The following is a 21,646-nucleotide window of genomic DNA, read 5'->3' on the forward strand; positions in this document are numbered from 1 at the left end:
ACCCCGAAGCCCATGGCGCTCCCTTACAACAGAATTATTATTAAGATTGGCTCAAACGTGCTCACCCAGGCGAATGGCATGCCGGACCTGGACAGAATAGCGCACCTGGTAGAGCAGATCACCGAGATAAAAAAGCAGGGCAAAGAGGTAATCCTGGTTTCCTCGGGGGCTGTGGCATCGGGTAGGAGCCTGGTCACCGTTTCTGAAAAGTTCGATGCTGTGGCTACCCGGCAATTACTGGCAGCAGTGGGGCAGGTAAAACTTATTAACACCTATACTGCACTGTTTGGGAAGCATGATCTGGTGTGCGCGCAAGTACTCGTAACGAAAGAGGACTTCCGCGACAGGCAGCATTACCAGAACATGCAGAACTGCTTTCAGGTCCTGTTGCAGCACCACATCATCCCGATCGTTAATGAGAATGATGTGGTGTCGGTTACAGAGCTGATGTTTACGGATAATGACGAGTTGGCTGGTTTGGTTGCTTCCGCCTTGAACGCCGACGCCCTGCTTATTCTCTCGAACGTGGACGGCATCTACAACGGGAATCCGAAGGAGGAGGGGACGAAGGTGATAGAAGAGATAGGCCATGATGCCACGGACCTGGCCTCCTTTATCAGCACGCAGCGTTCGCAGTTCGGCAGAGGCGGCATGCTGACCAAAAGCTACATGGCCCGCAAAGTGGCCGCTTTAGGCATTGCAGTGCACATTGCTAACGGCACAACCCAAAACGTGCTGACCCGCTTATTAGATGAGGAGTTGATCAACACCAGGTTTACTCCCAAAAAGGCAGCCTCAGGAAAGAAGAAGTGGCTGGCGCACTCCGAGGATAGTGCGAAAGGAGTGGTGCAGATAAATGAAGGGGCAAAGCAGGCCTTGACCTCCCCTAAGGCTACCAGCCTGCTTCTGGTAGGCGTTACGGCTATCCGTGGAGCCTTTAAGAAAGGCGACATCGTAAAGCTGGTGGATGAAACGGAGAAGTTGGTGGGACTGGGGATAGCGGAGTACGACTCAGAAAACGCGACAGAGCATATAGGCCATAAAGAACAAAGGCCCCTGGTGCACTACGATTATCTTTTCTTAAACCCGGATATGGCCTAAGGTGTCTCCTCTACAGAGTTGCCAGGCTTGCATGAACGGGGCCGGGTATAAAAAGAAAAGCACTTGCAGAACCTGCAGGTGCTTTTGCTATATAACAGATTGGGTAGAATTAGTTTAAAGGTTTGCTTAGCTAAGGAAAGCATTTAGCATCCAGACGGTCTTCTCGTTTTCGTTAATGTCTTCGCTTAACAGGGACACGGTTCCCTCGTCACCTGCTTCTGCCGCTACGATAAGAATCTGGCGCTCGAGCTGTAAGAGTACCTTTAGGTTATCGCGGGTCGTACTCACGGTCTCTTTGCCTGTATGCAGGTTTTTAGCTTCTTCTATCTGGGATGCCTGTATGTAATCGGAGAAAGTATGCAGAGGCTGCTGGCCGATAGTCAGGATGCGTTCCGCAATGGCATCAATTTTTACAAGGGCGCCGTTATAGAGCTCTTCAAACTTGTCGTGCAGCTGAAAAAAGTGCTCGCCTTTGATGTTCCAGTGGAATCCGCGCAGGTTCTGGTAGTATAGGTGGTAACTGGCCAACAGACTGTTTAACCCTTCTGCTACCTGAATACTTGTTTCTCTTTCCTGTCCTATTCTGTTTAGTTCTTCCATGTTTTATTTTAGTCTTAGTCGTTCATTTGCGTCGACACAAAGGTCCTAGTTTTTGTTATATATATCAAATTGATAGTTACTATGCTTTTATAGGTCACGTCTATGATGTATTTTTGCGCAGCTCTATGTGACTACCACAGTAGGAGATAAAGCGTAATCAAATTAAACACAAGCCTTTCTGATCTTCCCGCATGACCTTAGTACAGTTGGAATACTTAGTAGCTGTAGATACCCATCGCCATTTCGCCACTGCGGCCGAGCACTGCTTTGTCACGCAGCCTACGCTGAGCATGCAGTTACAGAAACTTGAAGAGGAACTGGGCGTGCAGCTATTCGACCGAAGCCGTGTGCCGGTGCGGCCCACCGAGATAGGGAAGGAGATCATCGCGCAGGCACGCGTGGTGCTGGCTGAGTCGAAGAAGATACAGGAGATTGTGCAGAACCAGAAGCAGGAGCTGAGCGGAGAGCTGCGCATCGGCGTTATCCCGACACTGGCCCCTTACCTGATCCCCCTGTTTGTAACGGGCTTTCTGGAGAAGCACCCCCACGTGCAGTTGGTAGTGCAGGAGCTGCTGACAGACCAGATCGTGGAGAAGCTGAACCATGAGCAGTTAGACGTGGGCTTGTTGGTAACTCCACTGAGCAATAAATCCATTAAGGAGTTGCCCCTGTTTTACGAAGCTTTTGTAACCTACATTAACCCCGCCCATCCACTAGCAAAGCAGGAGGCCATCAGCCCCAACCAGCTGGACCTGGACGAGCTGTGGGTGTTGAATGAAGGACACTGCTTCCGCAGTCAAGTGCTGAACATCTGTAACCGCGCAGGGACTGTCAGCGGGCAAAAGGGGCACCTGGACTACAAAAGCGGATCCCTGGAGACTCTCAAGCGCATCGTGGAGACGCAGCATGGCCTGACGCTCCTACCTGAACTCTCTGTGTTGGAGTTACCGAATGAAAAGCGCCGGCTTATTCGCCCTTTTGAGGAGCCACAGCCCCTGCGCGAGGTAAGCCTGGTGGTGCATCGCAGCTTTTTAAAGAAAAAACTAATACAGGCCCTGCAGCAAGAAATTATGGCCTCCATTCCGGAGGAAATCAGAAACAGAAAGAAAGAGCAGGTTATAGCTGTAAAATAGGAAGGAACCCGAAGCTTATCAGGCCTGCTTCCCCTCTACAGGCCAGGAAGGCAAAGAGATAGGTTTAAACAAGAAGAGGCTGCCTTAACGGGCAGCCTCTTCTTGTTTATGTCGCACATGCTCGAAGAGCAGCATGCAGTTTTATTATCAGATTAAGCGTTGATACCAGCTTCCTGAAGCGCTTTTACCATCGCGTCGCCGATCTCGGCAGGGGACTCCACTACGTGGATGCCGTTCTCGCGCATGATTTTCATTTTAGCGGCAGCAGTGTCTTCAGCACCACCTACAATCGCACCAGCGTGGCCCATGCGGCGTCCTGGAGGTGCTGTCTGGCCAGCAATAAAGCCAACTACCGGCTTCTTGTTGCCTGTCTCGCTGATGTACTTGGAAGCCATGGCCTCATAGTTACCGCCGATCTCGCCGATCATCACGATCGCGTCTGTGTCAGGGTCGTTCATCAATAGCTCCACTGCGTCTTTTGTTGGGGTGCCGATGATTGGGTCACCACCGATACCAATGGCTGTAGAGATACCAAGGCCTGCCTTCACGATCTGGTCAGCGGCCTCATACGTCAACGTACCGGATTTAGACACGATGCCGATACGACCTGGCTTGAAGACGAAACCTGGCATGATACCCACCTTCGCCTCACCCGGAGTGATAACGCCTGGGCAGTTAGGGCCGATCAGGGTAACGTCTTTGCCTTTCAGGTAGTTTTTAGCCGCTACCATGTCTTTTACCGGAATGCCTTCTGTAATAGCCACGATAACTTTGATGCCCGCATCGGCAGCTTCCATGATAGCGTCAGCAGCAAAAGCTGGCGGAACGAAGATGATGGATACATCAGCGCCTGTTCTTTTCACAGCTTCCTCCACTGTGTTGAAAACAGGAAGTTCCAGGTGGTTAGCGCCACCTTTGCCTGGAGTAACACCACCAACTACGTTTGTGCCGTACTCAATCATCTGTGATGCGTGGAATGAACCTTCAGAGCCTGTGAATCCCTGCACAATCACTTTCGAATCTTTATTTACTAAAACACTCATGTGTATATTTTTTAGTTTATGTATAGACGGTCCAACTATAAAAGCTTGTGCAAAAATAGGCTTTTTTGCTGCCCATGCAAAAAATAGTTGCCTCTAATATAGCCAATACCGATACTTGGGAGAGGAACAAGTTGTACCTAAAACTCTGTTGTTTAGCTGGCAGGAGCAACACCCTGATCATGGGCCTGGCCTCCGATGGTGTCTATCTTTTAAGGGTAAAAAACCGTATTAGAAGACAGCACAGGGCTAATTGGCTGTGCCACTGTTGCTGTGCATGACAAAAATAAGTAAAACAATATAAATCCTTACCTTTGCACCCGAATTCAAAAAAAGAACGGATGAAGTATCTGAACCATATTACTGAGGCAATCGGTAACACTCCTCTTGTAAAACTAAACAAAGTAACAGAAGGTGTAAAAGCCACCATACTTGCCAAAGTAGAGTACCTGAACCCGGGGAACTCCATCAAAGACCGCATGGCCATCAAAATGATTGAGGATGCGGAGGCGGCCGGTATCTTGAAGCCGGGCGGTACCATTATCGAAGGTACCTCAGGCAATACGGGTATGGGGCTGGCCCTGACGGCCATTGCCAAGGGCTATAAGTGCATCTTTACTTTATCAGACAAGCAAAGCAAGGAGAAGATCGACGTGCTGAAGGCCGTAGGAGCCGAGGTGATTGTGTGCCCGACCAATGTGGCACCAGATCATCCGGATTCTTACTATTCTGTGGCCCGGCGCCTAAACCAGGAGATCCCTAACTCGTTCTACCCAAACCAGTACGACAACATGTCGAACACCGTAGCGCACTACGAGACCACTGGCCCTGAGATCTGGGAGCAGACAGAGGGGAAAATCACACACTTTGTGACAGGGGTCGGAACGGGCGGTACTGTGTCCGGTACTTCCCAGTTCTTAAAAGAGCAGAAGCCAGGCCTGATCACCGTTGGGGTAGATACCTATGGTTCTGTGTTCAAGAAATACAAGGAGACGGGCATCTTTGATGAGAAGGAGATCTACCCTTACTCTACGGAAGGCATCGGAGAGGACATCCTGCCAAAGAACGTGAACTTCGACCTGATCGATACTTTCATTAAAGTAACGGATAAAGACGGCGCTGTGATGACAAGAAGACTGGCCAAGGAGGAAGGCCTCTTTGTGGGCTGGTCCGGTGGCTCGGCTGTTTTCGGTGCGCTGGAGTATGCCCGTGAGCAGAACCTGACGGAGGAGGACATGCTGGTGGTCATATTGCCGGACCACGGCTCCCGTTACCTCGCCAAGCTTTACAACGATGACTGGATGAGAGCCCAGGGTTATATCGATTAGAGTATACAAAATAGTTAATATTTTCCTACTAGTTAATATTTTACTAGCTTGCACAGGAGTTTGAGTCCAACGCTTAAATTCCTGTGCTTGTTTTTTGTATAATGTCGGGCAGATAAGCAACGTATAGCAACTGATGGAGTATAACCATTATGCGTGCTAACCTAAGAAAAGAAGGATGGGTGCTTTGTATGAAAGGGCACTTGTTCTGTTTTAGGAACTGTTTTTAGCTTGTAACGCCCTTTTTCAGGATAAAGGTATAAACGGATTCCAGCTTTACTTCAACAGCATGAGAAAGTAAGGTGGCACTAAACCATAGAGAAAGTTAGGTTACGGGTATGCTTCGGATTGCATAATTTTGCGTGTAAGAAGGTATACAAGTTAAAAAGGCTACGGGCTTTTTACAGCTGTTAAGGCCTTTTATTCTGTTGCTCTGTATTTTGAGTCTAAGTTTAATATGAGAAAACTATCAGGCGTCCTACTTATTGATGACGACGATACAACGAATTTTCTGAATCAGCGCTTGCTGGATAGGATGGAGGTAACGGAAAACATCCGGACCTTTGTAAACGGGAAACAGGCATTCGATTACCTGTACAACGTTAGTAACAGGAATTACGAGACGGAGAGTAAAGATTACTTTCAGCCGGAGCTGATCTTTCTGGACATTAACATGCCCGTGATGGACGGCTTCGAAATGCTGGATCTGTATGAGCGCCTGGATGAGAACTTCCGCAAAGGCATAATAATGGCTGTGCTCACCACCTCCACGCACCCACAGGATACGGCCAATTCTAAAAAGTATAATGCAGCGTACCTTACCAAGCCGCTGACTGCCGAAAAGGTGAATCAGTTGCTGGAGAGGCATTTTGCCGAAAAAGATAAGCAGGAGAGCTAAAAACTCGGCTCTATTGACACAAAAAGCAAAGGGGCTACTTGATCAAGTAGCCCCTTTGCTTTTTGTCTAAAACGAGAAGCCGCCGTTGGACCGAAGCGCCAGGTTGGCCATTACGCCCAGGCCCGCCAGAAGAAGGCCGATCCCTATCAGGTTCTCCAGGTTTCGGCTCCGCTGCCTCTTGCGCTTAAAGAGGTTCCCTAAGAGGGCCCCCACACCGAAAGCCAGCATCAGGGGCAGGCTGCGGTTCCAGATCACGTTGCCTAACAGGAAATGACTGATAAAGCCTGTAATGCTGGTGACCACCAGGATAAACAACGAGGTGGAGGTGGCGATAACAGCCGGCATCCTGAAGAGCTTGATCATCATCGGGGTCTGCAGAAAGCCCCCGCCAATCCCGAACAAACCCGCGACAGTGCCTGATATAAGCCCAAACAGCGAGACGACTCCACCATTTAGCCGGTAAGCTAAGTGCTTGGCGCGGTTCTTCCGGATAAAGGAAGTGGGCATGCGGCGGATACGGTACATCATACCCGTACGCTTCAGCCGTTCTTTCCTGGGCTTGGGCAAGAGCATGATAACACCGATCCCTAACACAAAAAGCGCGAAACCAAACTGTAACTGGCGCACCGGCAGAAACGCCACCAGGAAAGCGCCCAGCACCGTGCCCGCCATAGCCGGGAGCTGGATCAGGGTGCCTACCAGGTAATCAATGCTGCGGTCGCGGAAATTAAAGGCGGAAGCGATGATAGCGGCTGGTACCATGGCAGACATGGTAGAACCAATGGCGATCTCAATGTTGTAGCCGAAGAAGATGATGAGGATGGGGACCAGGAAAACGCCTCCCCCGAACCCAACGGTTACGCCAAATCCGCTCACCAGCACACCTACTATAAAAAGTATTGCGTCCTGCATGTGCTGCGCCTGTTACAGGCCTTTCTTTTGTTAGCTTTTTTCTGCTACAGGTACGAATTTAAATTCATCCCCGTTGAAAAGGCCCTTGTCGCTGAGCTTCAGCGACGGGATAACAAGCAAGGCCATGAAGGAAAGCGTCATGAACGGCGAGGCCAGTTTACTGCCCATTTCTTTGGCCATCCGGTCCAGGGCGGCGTAATGTTCGGCTACCTTATAGCCGTCATCAGCAGACATAATACCGGCCACCGGTAAGGGTAACAGTTGCGACTTACCAATGCTCACGGCAGCCACACCGCCCTTTGCTTCTATGATCAGATTCACCGCCCGGGCAATACTATCATCGTCCACGCCAACCGCCACAATGTTGTGGGAGTCGTGCCCCACAGAGGAGGCGATGGCCCCTTCCTTCAATCCTATGTTTTTGATAAAAGCCACGGCGGGTTCCGCTTCTTCGTAACGGTTTACCACGGTTATCTTGAGCAGGTCCTGTGCTACATCGGGTACAATAAAGCCGTTCGTTACTGTCGGGCTTGCCCATGCTTCCTTCGTGATCAGCTGCCCGTCAAAGGCCTCGATCACCCGGATGCGGGCCACATCGGTTGCCGGCACAGCAAACTGTTCCGGAGCCTTGTGGGAGGTATGGAAGTTATTGATTTCCTCACTCTCTGTGAATGCGATCTTAGAACTGGCCTGTTCTGCCACCAGTTGCCCGTTGATGTAAGTTGCTTGGATGTTGAAGTTTTCCGGGCTGTCAATCAATATAAAGTCTGCCGGGTCGCCTTCGCGGAGCAGGCCTACCTCCAGCTTATAGTGCTCTACGGGGTTTACGCAGGCAGCCTGCAGTACGTGGAACAGGTCTTGGCCCTTTGCCAGGGCACGTTTTACCAGCAGATTAATATGTCCTTCTACCAGGTTATCCGGGTGCTTGTCGTCTGAGCAGAACATGATGTTGCGGAAGTGCTCTGGAAGGAGCGGGATCAATGCCTCGAAGTTCTTGGCTGCGCTGCCCTCCCGTATCAGGATCTTCATCCCCACGGCCAGCTTGTCCAGGGCCTCTTCCGCTGTAAAGCACTCGTGGTCGGTGCTGATACCTGCGGAGGCGTACTGTGCGGCCTGCTCGCCCATCAGGCCCGGGGCGTGCCCGTCCACCGCTTTGCCGTATTTTTTCGCCAGTTCAATCTTCTCCATCACCACCGGGTCGCGCTGCAAGGTACCCGGCCAGTTCATCATCTCGGCCAGGTACTTTATCTCCTCGCGCTGGAAGAGTTTCTCTATGTCAGCGGCGGTAACCTCCGCGCCGGCGGTTTCGAAAGGGGTGGCCGGAACACAGGATGGCGCCCCGAAGTAAAATTTAAAAGGCACTTTTTTGCCGTTCTCGATCATGTACTCCACGCCCTTCAGGCCAAGCACGTTCCCGATCTCATGGGGATCCGAAACAGTGGCAACGGTACCGTGCGGCACGGCCAGCCGGGCAAACTCACAGGGTACCAGCATCGAGCTTTCTACGTGCACATGGGCATCAACAAAGCCGGGTAAGATGTAGTCTGTCGCCTCGGTGGCTTCCCGAACTATTTTAGAAATGCACCCGTTTGACACATGAACGGTGCCCGGGTAAATCTCTTGTCGGTGTATGTCGATAATGCGTCCGCTAACGTTAAAGTTGGTAGGCATGGGGATCTGTGTTAGTTTTGAAAATTGCCTCTAAAGTGGGCGTAAAAGTGTAAATTACTTTATCTTTGCATTAAAATCAGTCGTTTTGAGAAAGTTAATTTCGTACCTCGTTTTAGCAAGTTTCCTGGCCGCCGGTCCGTTGGCTGGCTGCACTGCCAAAACGCCTCAGCAAAAAAAGACTGCTTCCCTAAAACGTAAAAGCAAGCTTGGCAAGTTGCCTTGTCCTTGCGATTCCAACTAATTCCTTTTTTACAGTACCTCATTCTCATGAAGAAAATTGTAGTCGCACTTGATGGATATTCCTCATGCGGTAAAAGCACCACGGCCAAACTTGTAGCAGCTGAATTAGGTTATGCTTATATTGATACCGGTGCCATGTACAGAGCGGTTACGTTGTATTTTCTTCAAAACCACGTGTCCCTAACCAATCCCAAGGAAGTAAAGGAGGCGCTGGATAACATAGAGATTGAGTTCCACTATAACCCGAAGACCAAACGGAACGAAGTTTACCTGAATGGACTGAACGTGGAGGACGAGATCCGCAGAATGTATATCTCGAACAACGTTAGTGAAGTAAGTGTAGTACCGGAGGTGAGGAGAGCCATGGTGGCGCAACAGCAGAAGATGGGCCGCAGGCGCGGGGTGGTAATGGATGGCCGCGACATCGGCACGGCCGTGTTTCCGGATGCCGAGGTAAAGGTCTTTATGACGGCAGACGTGGATACCCGTGCGAAACGCCGGCAGGTAGAGTTGCTGGAGAAAAAGCAGCTGGTAAACCTGGACGAGATAAAGGAGAACCTGCAGAAGCGTGACCATATTGACTCTACCCGAAAGGAGAGCCCTTTGCGCCGTGCCGAAGATGCCCACTTGTTAGATACTTCGCACATGACCATAGACGAGCAGGTGGAGTTTGTACTTGAAAAAGTAACCTCCAGAATCCTGAGAAACGAAGTGACTTTGCCGAAGAACTGAAACGAAGAAAATGAACGTAACGATAGATAAAAACTCTGGCTATTGTTTTGGCGTGGAGTTCGCCATTCAGATGGCAGAAGACGAGATGGAACACAGCGAAGAGCTGTACTGCCTCGGCGACATAGTTCATAACAGCATGGAAGTGCAGCGTCTCTACAACAAGGGCCTGCGCATCATAGACAGGGAGCAGCTAAAAGAGCTGCGCGACTGCAAGGTGCTGATCCGGGCGCATGGCGAGCCGCCGGAAACCTACAAGCTGGCCCTGGAGAATAACATTGAGTTGATAGACGCTTCCTGCCCGGTGGTACTGAAACTGCAAAACCGCGTGAAGCATGCCTATGACACAGGCAAACCCGACAAGGGGCAGATTGTGCTGTACGGACAGGTAGGGCACGCCGAGGTGATCGGACTGGCCGGACAGACAGGGGATGAGGCGATTATTGTAACGACAGAAGCAGACCTGGACAAGATAGACTTTACGCGGCCTGTCACCCTTTTCAGCCAGACCACGAAGAGCACCAAAGGCTTTTACCACATCAAAGAGCTGATCGAGGAACGGATTCGCCAGGCCAATGCGGATAGCGCACAGCCCGCCTTCAGCGCCAACGACAGTATCTGCCGGCAGGTATCAAACCGCGAGCCGCAGCTGGCCAGGTTCTCCACGGAGCACGACGTCATTGTGTTTGTGAGCGGCAAGAAAAGCTCGAACGGAAAAGCCCTCTACAGCGTATGCAAGCAGCATAACCCGAACAGCTACTTTGTGGAAAACGAGGAGGAGCTGCAGGAGGAGTGGTTTCAGCAGGCAAGCAGTGTGGGCATTTGTGGGGCCACTTCCACGCCCATGTGGCTCATGGAGCAGGTAGCAGCCCACATCTCCTCCATCAGTGCTGTGGAAGCGTAGGATATATAGCACCTAAACTATACTACAATTTTGCTAATTTAGGCTTTGCTTCGGCAAAGCCTTTTTTGTGAATGAACGAATGAAAGTCTTAATCCGCTATTTTTTAAACGGACTTCTTATCATTGCCCCCATCACCATCACGGTCTGGATCGTGGTGGCTATTGTTGACTGGCTGGACAGCCTGTTTGACTTGGGCGTGCCCGGCCTGGGTATCCTTTTGATGCTGGTGTTCCTGACACTGGTAGGCTTTATCGGCTCCTCCTTTTTCGTAAAGCCTTTTCTATTGATCACAGAGCGGGTGTTCCACAAAGTACCGATCATCAGCATTATCTATTCCAGTGTAAAAGACCTTTTTGATGCCTTTGTGGGCGATAACCAGAAGTTTAACAAGCCGGTGATGGTGAAGATGACAGAAAGCTCAGAGAACTACAAGCTCGGTTTTGTGACGCAGGAGTCGCTCAAAAGCATTAATGTGGAGGACAAAGTAGCTGTGTATTTTCCGCACTCCTATAACTTCTCCGGTGAGCTTTTCCTCGTGCCCAGGCACCACGTGACCTACCTGGACATTCCGAGCAGCGAAGTGATGAAGTTTATTGTGTCTGGAGGCGTCTCGAAGCTTTAGAGAAGGAAGGGAAGACAAAGGACAAAGTGCCAGCCCCCTCACTGGCAGCCCCTGTCTGATGGTAGAATCTGTAACGCTAATTTCTGACTGCTTTGCCCTACGTAATTCAAGGAAAGTCGAAACTGCACTACCGGGTAATCGGGCAGGGCAGTCGTGTGCTGCTCGCCTTCCATGGCTATGGGCAAAGCAGTGCCTACTATCAGCCCATGGAGCAGGCACTGGGGAAGGATTATACCATCTATGCCTTCGACCTTTTCTTTCACGGGCGCAGCCACCTGCACAAGCAGCACATGCCCCTCCAGAAAGAACTGCTGAAAACTTTTACGGAGCACTTCCTGGAGAAGAAGGGTATTAACAGGTTCTCTCTGATGGGCTTTAGCATGGGGGGGAAGTTTGCCCTTACACTGGTGGAGTGCATGCCGCAGCGGGTAGAGGAGCTCTTCCTGATTGCGCCGGACGGCATTAAGACGAGCTTTTGGTACAACATCGCCACTTACCCGGGTTGGCTGCAGCAGTTGTTTAAACGCACGGTACTGAAGCCGGAGCTTTTCTTTAAGCTGCTGCGGCTGCTTGACCGCTATAACATGGTGCACCGGAGCCTCCTGCGTTTTGCTCATAACCAAATGGACAGCACACCGAAGCGCCTGCGCGTGTACCGCAGCTGGGTTGGCTTCCGGCAGCTAAACTTCGACATTCGCCACATAGTAAGGTTGCTAAACAAGCAGAAGGTTCCTGTTACCATGTTTCTGGGCCAATATGATCAGGTTATCTCCCCAAAAAGGGTAGGCGTGTTTGTCGATGCCCTGGACAAAGGGGAGCTGGTTATCTTAAAGGCCGGGCACTCGCATCTGTTGCAGGAGGTGGCAACGCTCTTACATAAAAAGCGACTGAAAGGCTGAGCCTGCTAAGGCATTGAACATGAGAAGGGTGAGGCATGGTTTTGTGCTTGGCCTCAACGGGCGGACTGAAAAACATTGTGCGTACATAAGAGTATAAGTACCTTAGCGTTTTGTGGAGAGGCTGCGTTTCTACGTGCTAAACCAATCATAATTCATATCAATCACTGAAATCAAGTATCGCATCACATGAAAAAAGCTGCCCGCCTGTTTGTAGGCTTCTCTGTACTTGTCGCTTTTAGCACAGGTTGTTCTTCTGAAAATGAAAATGCTGCCGAAGACATTGCAAAAACAGGCCCTACTGAGACTACACAGGCCATAGACAAAGGCATCGAGATCGGCATGCCAAGCGGACCGGTGGATCCGGACTTAGAGCGCATTGCCCTGCCCGAGGGCTTCCGTATCGACTATTATGCCAAGGACGTTGAAAATGCCCGCTCCATGGCGTTAAGCCCTTCCGGTATTCTTTTCGTGGGCACACGCAGCAACGACAACGTGTATGCGGTGGTGGACGAGGACAGAGACGGCGTGGCCGATGAGGTTGTTGAGGTGGCCTCTGGATTAAACACGCCGAACGGCGTGGCATACCGAAACGGTGACCTGTACGTGGCGGAGGTAAACCGTGTGCTTCGATTCCCGAACATCGAGGAGACCTTCCGCAACAAACCTAAGTTCGAGGTAGTAAACGATCAGTTCCCAAGTGACCTGCACCACGGCTGGAAGTACATTGCCTTTGGCCCGGACGATAAGCTGTATGTGCCGGTAGGCGCTCCCTGTAACATCTGTAAGTCCGAAGATCCCATCTATGCGACCATTACCCGTATGAATCCGGATGGTACTGGCCTGGAGGTATACGCCGAGGGGGTACGCAACAGCGTAGGTTTCGACTGGCACCCGGAAACCAACAACCTGTACTTTACAGACAACGGCCGGGACATGCTGGGCGACAACCTGCCGCCAGACGAACTGAACCGCGCCACACAAAAAGGACAGCACTTCGGTTATCCTTACTGCCATGCCGGCACCATCGAGGATCCGGAGTTCGGCAAGCTACGCGACTGCAGCGAGTTTGTGCAGCCGGCGCGAACACTAACGCCGCACGGTGCCTCTTTAGGCATGAAGTTTTACACAGGCAACATGTTCCCGAGCGAGTACCAGAACAACATCTTTGTGGCAGAGCACGGCTCCTGGAACCGGTCCGAGAAAATCGGTTACCGCGTAATGCAGGCTGTGCAGGGGCAGAACGGAGAGATTGTGGACTACAAGCCTTTCGCAACCGGCTGGTTGGAGGGCCAGGAGGAGTGGGGCCGCCCGGTAGACGTAGTGGTAATGCCCGATGGATCGCTATTGGTATCAGACGATACAAACAATGCCATCTACCGCATTACGTATAGCAAGTAACATAGTGCTAAAACGATGGGTTGGCGTGTAAGTGCTAAACCTGAGCCTACAAGCATAGGGCACTTATACACCCATTCATCGTTTTTGATGCATTGTTCATAGTCAATTGCCTGCACCACTAGTAGCCGCTGATGAAAAAAGAGGAAAAAGAAAAAAAGCCAAAGCCGGAGAAAAGGATTATCGGGAGACGGGAGCTCGTCTCCTTCCCGGAGCTGGACATTGATGACATAGAAGCCAAGATAGACACAGGTGCCTACACCTCTGCCATCCATTGCTCCGACATCCACGAGGAGACGAGACCGGATGGCACAAAGGTGATCGCGCTGGACTTACTGGACCCCTCGCACCCGCAGTATAACCACAAAAAGCTGAAGTTCGCGGAATATGACCTGCGCGAGATAAAAAGCTCCTTTGGCGAGGTGCAGGAGCGCTATGTGATTCGTACGAAGATAAAGTTCTTCGAGGAGACCTTTGAGGCAGAGTTTTCCTTATCAGACCGCAGCGACATGAAGTATCCCGTGCTCATCGGGCGCAAGCTGCTCAAAAACAGGTTTATCGTAGACGTGTCGCGCAAGAACCTGGCAAGCAAGTACAAGATCAAACACAATCAGAAATAAAAGCATTTTATGAAAATAGCCATTCTCTCCCGTAACCCTAAGCTGTACTCTACCCGTCGTTTGGTAGAGGCAATCCAGCAGCGGGGGCATGAGGCCGTAATTCTGGACCACCTGCGCTGTGACCTGGTCATTGAGCAGGGGGACCCGCACATATTGTATAAAGGAGAACGATTGACGGACATAGATGCTGTTATTCCGCGGATCGGGGCGTCTGTTACTTTTTATGGTACGGCGGTAGTGCGCCAGTTCGAGATGATGAAGGTGAAGAGCGCCGTGGACTCACAGGCCATTGTGCGTTCGCGGGACAAACTGCGCAGTTTGCAGATTCTCTCCCGCGCTGGGCTGGGCATGCCGAAGACAGCCTTTACCAATTACTCCAAGCAAACCTCAGAGCTTGTGAAAGAGGTAGGAGGAGCCCCTTTGGTGATCAAGCTGCTGGAAGGCACGCAGGGCCTGGGGGTGGTGCTAGCTGAGACGCGCAAAGCGGCGGAGTCTGTGATCGAGGCTTTCCATAACCTGAAGGCGCGCATTATTGTGCAGGAGTTTATCGCCGAGGCGGGCGGTGCCGACATCCGTGCCTTTGTGGTGAACGGGGAGGTAGTGGGGGCCATGAAGCGGCAGGGCAAGGAAGGCGAGTTCCGCTCTAACCTGCACCGGGGGGGCAAGGCCGAGCTGATCAAGCTGAGCCGTCAGGAAAAAGCCGCGGCCCTGCTGGCCGCCAAATCGCTGGGGCTGAACATTGCCGGCGTAGACATGCTGCAGTCCAAGCGCGGGCCACTGATCCTGGAAGTAAACTCCTCGCCAGGCCTGGAAGGCATTGAGCGGGCCACTCAAAAGGACATTGCCGCCAAAATTATAGAGTATGTGGAAGGGCTGGCACAGAAGAAGCCAAAGAAAAAGATAAAGGAGTAGCATGCCCGAAACCATTGTAATCAACGGTCAGCACATAGACCGTGGCGAGAAGGTGTTGACCAAGCTGGTAATCAGTAAGCTGCCAAGCGGCACGGTCATAGAAATTCCCATTTATGTGTTTCGCTCCGTGCATGACGGGCCGGTGGTGCTGGTAATGGCCGGCATGCACGGCGATGAAGTGAACGGTACCGAGATCATCCGGCGGATGCTCTCCAAGAAGATGCTTTACCCGCTGAAAGGGACCATCATTGCCGTACCTGTCCTAAACATCTATGGCTTTTTGAACTTCTCCAGAGAGGTGCCCGACGGGAAAGATGTGAACCGGAGCTTTCCCGGGAACCGGGATGGTTCTCTGGCGAGCCGTGTGGCTTACCGTTTTATGAAAGAAGTGGTGCCATACATAGACTATGGCCTCGACTATCATACGGGAGGTTCCAGCCGGGCAAACTACCCCCAAATACGCTGCGTGTTGGGGGATTACCGTAACGAGGAGTTAGCCAAAGCCTTTGCCGCCCCTTTTATCCTGAATGCGCCTTACCGGCAGGGGTCCTTGCGCAAAGAATCGGGCAAGCTGGGGAAATCTATCCTGGTGTATGAAACGGGCGAGTCGCTCCGCTTCGACGAGAAAGGGATAAACCTTGGGATAGAGGGGACTTGTCGTGTGTTGCATCACCTGGGGATGATGGCCAATTACACACCAGCCACAGAAGAAAGCGTTGTATGCATGAAAGACGTGTGGCTCCGGGCGAAGAATGCCGGTTTGTGGCGTAGCTTTATAAAACTGGGAGACCAGGTAAAGAAGAACCAGTACATTGGCAGCATCACAGACCCCTATGGCGAGATGGAGGTACGGCTGAACTCTCCGGCAACCGGTTATGTGGTAGGTTTGAACAACATGCCCGTAGTAAACCAGGGAGATGCCCTCATGCACATTGCCTTTTAGACGAACAGAAGAACCTGATTTAATAGAGACGGCTACCTCCATAAGAGGTAGCCGTCTCTATTAAAATAAAAATATATTTATACTTTCTGTTGTAGTAAAGGGGAGAGAATTAGTACCTTCCTTGGACAATCTTCTCGCTACGCACTGATTACTACAACATGAAACAAACTTTTCCTGCCTTTAAAAGCAGCAAAGAGGCATTTGCTTGCCTTTTACTCCTGCTGTTTGCTTCCACTACTATTGCCCAGCAGCGTTACACGGTTAGCGGTTATGTACGGGATGCCCAGACCGGTGAGAACTTGATCGGCGCCGCTGTGTTCGATGTTAAGTCCGGACAGGGAACCACTACGAACAGCTATGGCTTTTATAGCCTAAGCTTTACTGCTGCTGACTCGGTCGCCATTGTGGCTTCTTATGTGGGATATGCGCGGCAAAGCCTGAAGCTAAGATTAACAGAGGACCTGCAGTATACTTACAGCTTGCAGGCAAACATGACCAGCCTGGAAACAGTGGAGGTAGTGGCCGCAAAAGAGGAAAAGATCGAGGAGACTACCCGCATGAGCACCATCTCCGTGCCTATCGAGCAGCTGAAAGCAGTGCCAGCCTTGCTAGGCGAGGTGGATGTGATCAAAACTTTACAGTTGCTGCCGGGGGTGCAGTCTGGTACGGAAGGTGCTAGTGGTCTGTACGTGCGTGGTGGCGGCCCGGACCAGAACCTGATCCTGATGGATGGTGCGCCTGTGTACAACGCCACCCACTTGTTCGGCTTTTTCTCGGTGTTTAACGCTGACGCCCTGAATCATATCGAGTTAGTGAAAGGAGGCTTCCCGGCCCGCTACGGTGGCAGGCTTTCCTCCGTGCTGGACATCAGCATGAAAGAGGGCAACATGAACGAGTTTCACGGCGAGGGGGCTATCGGGCTGATTGCTTCCAAACTTACCCTCGAAGGCCCCCTTAAAAAGGACACTGCCTCCTTTATCATCTCGGCCCGCAGGACTTATGCAGATGCCCTGGCCCGCCCCTTCATGAAAAAAGACCAGGGAGTGGTCGGCTACTTCTTTCACGACTTTAATGCAAAGCTGAATTACAGGATCTCCTCTAAAGACCGCCTGTACCTCAGCGGTTATACCGGCCTGGATAAATTTCATTCCCGCTATGAGAACACCTATGTTTATGACAACATAAGCAATTACAACAAGGACAAAGCCAGCCTGGACTGGGGCAATAACATGCTGAGCCTGCGCTGGAACCGCGTGCTGAACAACAGGTTGTTTCTTAACACCACCGCCACGTATAGCCGCTACCAATTCGATATCAATATTCAGACTGAAAGCACCAGCCGAAACCTGACCGAGGTTATGCGTGAGAGCAGTTCCGAGCTCCTATACTTGTCTAACATCCGGGACTACAGCATCAAAACAGACTTCGATTACTTGCCCAATCCTAACCACTATGTGCGCTTCGGCACGCAGGCGATACAGCACCAGTTTAGGCCGGGAGCCATTCAGGTGACAGACGAGGGCAACGGGGATGAGATAAATGACATAAAGGAAGGCTCTAAAACAGCAGCTGTAGAAGCCTCTGTTTATGTGGAGGATGATGTGCGGCTAAGCGATAAGCTGAAGGTGAACATAGGTGCTCGCCTGAACAGTTTCTTCGTGAACGGAGCGTCTTACCTGTCGTTCGAGCCGCGGATAGCAGCCCGTTACCTGTTAAACGACAGGTTGGCTCTTAAAGCCTCCTATGCTAAAACCAGCCAGTTTATTCACCTGCTTACCAACAGCGGCATTGGCCTTCCTACCGATCTCTGGGTACCAGCCACCGACCTCGTCAGGCCGCAACGTGCCGCCCAGTACGCCTTTGGGGCTGCCCAAACCCTGTTCGATGGCCAGTACGAGGTAAGTGTGGAGGGCTATTACAAGACCATGAACGGCATTATTGAGTACAAAGAGGGCTCTGACTTTACAACAACCATCAGCAACAACTGGGAAAACAAAGTGACCGCGGGGAAGGGTTGGGCTTATGGCGCGGAGTTCTTTGTGCAGAAGAAGGTGGGCAACACCAGCGGCTGGGTGGGTTATACGCTCTCCTGGGCAAACAGGCAGTTTGCCGAGCTCAACTACGGGGAGAAGTTCCCTTACCGTTACGACCGCCGCCACGATATCTCTCTTGTGCTGTTCCACCAACTGCCGCGTAACTGGAACTTCTCTGCTACCTGGGTATACGGTACAGGCAATGCTGTTACACTGGCTGAGTCGCGGTACATAGTGGGGCAGAATGAAACGCTAGACCATTACAGCTCCCGCAACAACTACAGAATGCGGGCCTACCATCGGATGGACCTGGGCTTTAGCAAAAGGAAGCCGAAGTCCTGGGGCGAGGTAGTGAACACCATTAGCCTGTACAATGCCTATAGCCGCCAGAATCCTTTTTACATGTACTATGGGCGGGGTAAGGGCAGCGAAAAGTCAACCTACCGGCAGGTAGCACTCTTTCCGATCATTCCTTCCTTTTCCAAAAGCTTTAAGTTTTAAGTATGAGAACGTCTAAGTTTAAATCTTTGGCGCTACTTTTCCTGGCGGCCTGCAGCATGTTTGGGTGCGAGTTGGAACAGGATGTGGACTTACCCGCACACACGCCGCAACTAAGCCTGCGTCTGATGCTGATGAACGCTGCGCCTACAGTAGAGAACTACCAGGTGAACAAGTTTAGCCAGCTCTTTGTGGGCAGAAGCCAAAGTGTTATGTCGTCAGAAGCAACACTGGCAGGCGTGGCCGATGCGGACGTAAAGCTTTTGAACGAGGTTGGCCAGGTAGTAGAGGTGTATCAGCATACCGGCACCTACCACGGTGAGTACCAGCCAAGCGAGATGCAGGGCTACTATGAGGCAACCAAAGGCTTTGTGCCCGAAGCAGGCAAAACATATAAAGTACAGGCTTCCTACTTTAAGTTTAAACCCATAGAGGCTACTGTTAAGATGCCGGCTGAAACCGCAGTACCAAGTATGAGTTTCGACTCTTCTCCGCCTGCCAGCCCTGACAGCTATTATAAGGAAGGAGACCTGAAACTAACGATAGCAGACAAAGGAGGTGAAAAGAATTACTATAGGATCGTAGTTTACGCCCTGGACAGTGCCCATGCACGGATAGAAAACTACCCAGCCTATTCGGTGAACAGCTACAGTGAGCCAGAGTTCGGGAATGATGAGAGGTTAAGACTGGGCGAGCCTTTTACCGATGAGTTGTACACCTCGGGCAGCATTAGTTTCTTCTCGAAGATAAGCTTCCCTGGTAAAAGCTCCCTCAGGTTCCAGGGTGATAAAGCGCGAGCCACGAAGTACCTGGAAGTGCAGGTGCAGCAATTGTCAGCGGATGAGTACCTCTACTATAAAACGCTGCAGGCGCAACACCGCACAGATGATAATCCCTTTGCAGAGCATATTAATGTACACAACAACGTGCACAACGGGTTCGGGGTGCTGGGAGGGGTAACTGTTACCCGCTTCATGTTAGATGTACCCTAATTGCCTGAGGCCCCAAACAACAAGGCCTGCGCTAGATCTAGCGCAGGCCTTGTTGTTTGGGGTTTCTCTGTTTCTTAAAATACGTAGCGCACGTGTAGGGCGGTGTCCCAGAAGCCGCCGCCACGCGGGATGTTGATATAGGGCTTTACATCGGCACCTATGGTGAAGGGAATATCCCGGATATAGTACTCCAGGCCTAGTATGCCGTCAATACCCAAGCCGAACACATTGTCATCGTGGTAATGGTCGTGCCCGCGCTTGTAATAGTGGTGCCCATCGTAAAAGCCGATGTGGCCTCCCAGGCCATAATACCACTGCAGGCCGCGTGCATCAAAGGCCTGTGCGTGCTTCTCGTACAGCACGGTAACCACGGCGCCCCTGTACTTAAAACTGGTGCTCAGGATACCCTCAATGGCTGCATCATTCTGAATAAAGTGCTTGATGGTTAAACCGGAGGCGGCTCCCCCTCTAAAACCAACTCCCGTGGAGTATTCCTGGGCCTGCGCACCGGCAGATAAGCCGAGCACCAGGGCCAGCATAAAAGAAATGCGGATAATAATCTTCATAAGTTACGGTGGTTGAAAGATCTGAGGATGCTGTGGAAGGCCTGTGCTTTCCAGCGGCTGCAAAATTACAAATCTTAACGTAGCGACAAGCCCTTTTTATGTACGGGGTGCTACTTTTTGCTTTCAACCTTGTAGTCCTGCAGGTAGGCTGTCTTCTTGGTGCGCCTGCCCACCAGCTTAAAGAACGTGACAAAGCCTTGGGTGTCCTGCGCCAGCGCCTTGGCAAAGGGGTCTGCCTGCTCTTTCTGCTCTGAGTCCTGTACGTAGTGCTCGCGTACCAGCTCTACTTCGGCTAATTCCTGTGCCGCCTCTATCTCCACCAGCCCGGTTTTTTCCCATAGCTGACGCCACCAGGCAATGGAGTGGATAAAGTACCAGTAGTTCTGGTAGTCCTCTTGCAGAAAGGACGGCACCTGCTCCAGTGTTTGAATCTCTTCCTTAAAGCAGACATCTACAATGGCGATGTAGCCCTCTGGCTTAATGAAACGGGCAATGTAGGGAAGGTACTTTTCGTCTGTGCCGAAGTAAGTGTAGGAATCTACCACAATAACTGCGTCGAAGTATTCCTCGGCAAAGGGCAGGGCACGGGCATCGGCCTCCAAGGGAATTACCTGGGCTTCGCAGCCCGCCTGGCAGATGCGCTGGTAATTATCGCTGGCAGAGATCGCCTCATCCACGGCCCACACCGTTACGCCAAACTCCTTTGCCAGAAAGATAGAGCTGATGGCCTTGCCACAACCTAAATCCAGCACGCGCATACCCGGCTTCAGGGCCAGTGACTTTGTAAGGCTTTCGAGGTTGAAGAGCACGTTTTCACCCATAGAATGCTTGCGCACCCAGTCCGGGTCGTAATGGGAGGCCTTCGGGAAAATGTGGTGCAAGGGTTGCTGCGAGGGCATACGGGTAAACATTTAACTGCAAGTTACGGCAGAACTTCGCCTAGTGTTCCTTGCCCATGTCACCGATCTCGTCTGAGGGGTAAACGTGCACGCCTTGCTGGTTTTGCCTGGCGGCGAAAAGCATGGCCTGCGCCACTGCCTCTGCCTCCACGGGCTTATACTTTTCCAATGGCCCAATCATCAGGCCGCTCAGCGGCTTCATTACTTTGGCGGCAATTTCTTCCCCGGTTCGGTGTTCCTCCCGCTCCCCCAATAGCAGCGAAGGACGGAAAATGTGCACAGCGGTAAACGGCTGTGCCTGTACATCGCGCTCCATCTCTCCTTTTACCTGATTGTAAAAGAAAAGCGATTTGGCATCGGCGCCCATGGCCGAGACAACCAGAAACTGGGAGGCTCCTTTTTCGGCGGTGATTTCGGCCAGCTGCACTACATACGTGTGGTCAACCTTGTAGAATGTTTCCTTGGAGCCAGCCTTCTTGATCGTGGTGCCCAGACAACAATAAACATCATCGGCCACCAGGTCAGCGGCATACTGCTTCAGGTTATCAAAATCAACAACTTTCTGTTCCAGCTTCGGATGGATCAGGGGCAGCTCACGCCGGCCTACCGATATAACCTGGCTGTACCGTTCACTTTTCAGGAGCAGGGTCAGAAGATGGCTTCCTACCAGGCCGCTTGCTCCTACAATTAACGCGTCCCTTACTTTTTGCATAA

At 51.5% G+C, this 21,646-nt stretch carries 20 protein-coding genes and 1 pseudogene; 14 read left to right on the forward strand and 7 right to left on the reverse strand.

The features are described 5' to 3' along the window. Positions 1-12: 12 nt before the first annotated feature. The gene (proB, locus tag CHB92_RS07640) at positions 13-1,101 is read left to right on the forward strand and encodes a glutamate 5-kinase (protein WP_089318599.1); all 1,089 of its coding nucleotides are present in this window, start codon (positions 13-15) and stop codon (positions 1,099-1,101) included. Positions 1,102-1,227: 126 nt separating this feature from the next. On the opposite strand, the gene CHB92_RS07645 is transcribed toward proB, so the two are convergent. After that, positions 1,228-1,701 carry a Dps family protein gene (locus CHB92_RS07645; RefSeq protein WP_089318600.1) on the reverse strand — a complete coding sequence of 158 codons (474 nt, stop codon included), beginning with the start codon at positions 1,699-1,701 and terminating at the stop codon, positions 1,228-1,230. Positions 1,702-1,892: 191 nt separating this feature from the next. On the opposite strand from CHB92_RS07645, the gene CHB92_RS07650 reads away from it, so the two are divergent. Next, complete coding sequence (locus CHB92_RS07650; RefSeq protein ID WP_089318601.1) at positions 1,893-2,834, forward strand: hydrogen peroxide-inducible genes activator; 942 nt, start codon at positions 1,893-1,895, stop codon at positions 2,832-2,834. A gap of 152 nt (positions 2,835-2,986) precedes the next feature. Here the strand turns inward: CHB92_RS07650 and sucD are convergent, their stop codons facing one another. Further along, a complete protein-coding gene (gene sucD / locus CHB92_RS07655; protein WP_089318602.1) occupies positions 2,987-3,877 on the reverse strand; it encodes a succinate--CoA ligase subunit alpha in 891 nt (296 codons plus the stop codon). Positions 3,878-4,215: 338 nt separating this feature from the next. On the opposite strand from sucD, the pseudogene CHB92_RS07660 reads away from it, so the two are divergent. Continuing rightward, a pseudogene (locus CHB92_RS07660) lies at positions 4,216-5,199 on the forward strand (PLP-dependent cysteine synthase family protein); the annotation flags it as partial. Between the two features lie 457 nt (positions 5,200-5,656). After that, positions 5,657-6,097: a response regulator gene (locus CHB92_RS07665; protein WP_089318604.1), complete on the forward strand. Its 441-nt coding sequence runs from the start codon at positions 5,657-5,659 to the stop codon at positions 6,095-6,097. Positions 6,098-6,163: 66 nt separating this feature from the next. Here the strand turns inward: CHB92_RS07665 and CHB92_RS07670 are convergent, their stop codons facing one another. Next, positions 6,164-7,009, reverse strand: a complete 846-nt coding sequence (locus CHB92_RS07670) for a sulfite exporter TauE/SafE family protein (protein ID WP_089318605.1) — start codon at positions 7,007-7,009, stop codon at positions 6,164-6,166. Positions 7,010-7,039: 30 nt separating this feature from the next. Next, positions 7,040-8,680, reverse strand: coding sequence for an adenine deaminase (gene ade, locus CHB92_RS07675; RefSeq protein WP_089318606.1), 1,641 nt, complete (start codon positions 8,678-8,680; stop codon positions 7,040-7,042). Between the two features lie 267 nt (positions 8,681-8,947). Here ade and cmk point away from each other — a divergent pair, with 267 nt between their 5' ends. The 10 genes from cmk (at position 8,948) to CHB92_RS07725 (ending at position 19,467) form a co-directional block, all read left to right on the forward strand. Next, positions 8,948-9,652 carry a (d)CMP kinase gene (cmk, locus tag CHB92_RS07680; RefSeq protein WP_089318607.1) on the forward strand — a complete coding sequence of 235 codons (705 nt, stop codon included), beginning with the start codon at positions 8,948-8,950 and terminating at the stop codon, positions 9,650-9,652. Between the two features lie 10 nt (positions 9,653-9,662). Further along, on the forward strand, positions 9,663-10,553 hold the full coding sequence (locus tag CHB92_RS07685) for a 4-hydroxy-3-methylbut-2-enyl diphosphate reductase (RefSeq protein ID WP_089318608.1): 891 nt from the start codon (positions 9,663-9,665) through the stop codon (positions 10,551-10,553). Positions 10,554-10,632: 79 nt separating this feature from the next. Then, the gene (locus CHB92_RS07690) at positions 10,633-11,175 is read left to right on the forward strand and encodes a DUF502 domain-containing protein (RefSeq protein WP_089318609.1); all 543 of its coding nucleotides are present in this window, start codon (positions 10,633-10,635) and stop codon (positions 11,173-11,175) included. A gap of 92 nt (positions 11,176-11,267) precedes the next feature. After that, a complete protein-coding gene (locus CHB92_RS07695; protein ID WP_089318610.1) occupies positions 11,268-12,074 on the forward strand; it encodes an alpha/beta fold hydrolase in 807 nt (268 codons plus the stop codon). Between the two features lie 186 nt (positions 12,075-12,260). Then, the gene (locus tag CHB92_RS07700) at positions 12,261-13,472 is read left to right on the forward strand and encodes a PQQ-dependent sugar dehydrogenase (protein ID WP_245842371.1); all 1,212 of its coding nucleotides are present in this window, start codon (positions 12,261-12,263) and stop codon (positions 13,470-13,472) included. A 131-nt stretch (positions 13,473-13,603) separates the two neighbouring features. After that, a complete protein-coding gene (locus CHB92_RS07705; RefSeq protein WP_089318611.1) occupies positions 13,604-14,089 on the forward strand; it encodes an ATP-dependent zinc protease family protein in 486 nt (161 codons plus the stop codon). A 9-nt stretch (positions 14,090-14,098) separates the two neighbouring features. Next, the gene (gene rimK / locus CHB92_RS07710) at positions 14,099-15,001 is read left to right on the forward strand and encodes a 30S ribosomal protein S6--L-glutamate ligase (RefSeq protein ID WP_089318612.1); all 903 of its coding nucleotides are present in this window, start codon (positions 14,099-14,101) and stop codon (positions 14,999-15,001) included. A gap of 1 nt (position 15,002) precedes the next feature. Further along, positions 15,003-15,944: a succinylglutamate desuccinylase/aspartoacylase family protein gene (locus CHB92_RS07715; protein ID WP_089318613.1), complete on the forward strand. Its 942-nt coding sequence runs from the start codon at positions 15,003-15,005 to the stop codon at positions 15,942-15,944. Positions 15,945-16,102: 158 nt separating this feature from the next. Then, positions 16,103-18,478 carry a TonB-dependent receptor gene (locus tag CHB92_RS07720; protein ID WP_089318614.1) on the forward strand — a complete coding sequence of 792 codons (2,376 nt, stop codon included), beginning with the start codon at positions 16,103-16,105 and terminating at the stop codon, positions 18,476-18,478. Positions 18,479-18,480: 2 nt separating this feature from the next. Continuing rightward, on the forward strand, positions 18,481-19,467 hold the full coding sequence (locus tag CHB92_RS07725) for a DUF4249 domain-containing protein (protein ID WP_089318615.1): 987 nt from the start codon (positions 18,481-18,483) through the stop codon (positions 19,465-19,467). A 74-nt stretch (positions 19,468-19,541) separates the two neighbouring features. Here the strand turns inward: CHB92_RS07725 and CHB92_RS07730 are convergent, their stop codons facing one another. The 3 genes from CHB92_RS07730 to CHB92_RS07740 form a co-directional block, all read right to left on the reverse strand. Further along, the gene (locus CHB92_RS07730; protein ID WP_089318616.1) at positions 19,542-20,033 is read right to left on the reverse strand and encodes a hypothetical protein; all 492 of its coding nucleotides are present in this window, start codon (positions 20,031-20,033) and stop codon (positions 19,542-19,544) included. Positions 20,034-20,143: 110 nt separating this feature from the next. Then, on the reverse strand, positions 20,144-20,932 hold the full coding sequence (locus CHB92_RS07735) for an SAM-dependent methyltransferase (RefSeq protein ID WP_089318672.1): 789 nt from the start codon (positions 20,930-20,932) through the stop codon (positions 20,144-20,146). Between the two features lie 40 nt (positions 20,933-20,972). Then, positions 20,973-21,644 (reverse strand): oxidoreductase, encoded by a 672-nt coding sequence (locus tag CHB92_RS07740; RefSeq protein ID WP_089318617.1) that lies wholly within the window; start codon positions 21,642-21,644, stop codon positions 20,973-20,975. Between the last annotated feature and the right edge of the window lie 2 nt (positions 21,645-21,646).

The organism is Pontibacter ummariensis (assembly GCF_900188175.1).
GTDB classification, from domain to species: domain Bacteria; phylum Bacteroidota; class Bacteroidia; order Cytophagales; family Hymenobacteraceae; genus Pontibacter; species Pontibacter ummariensis.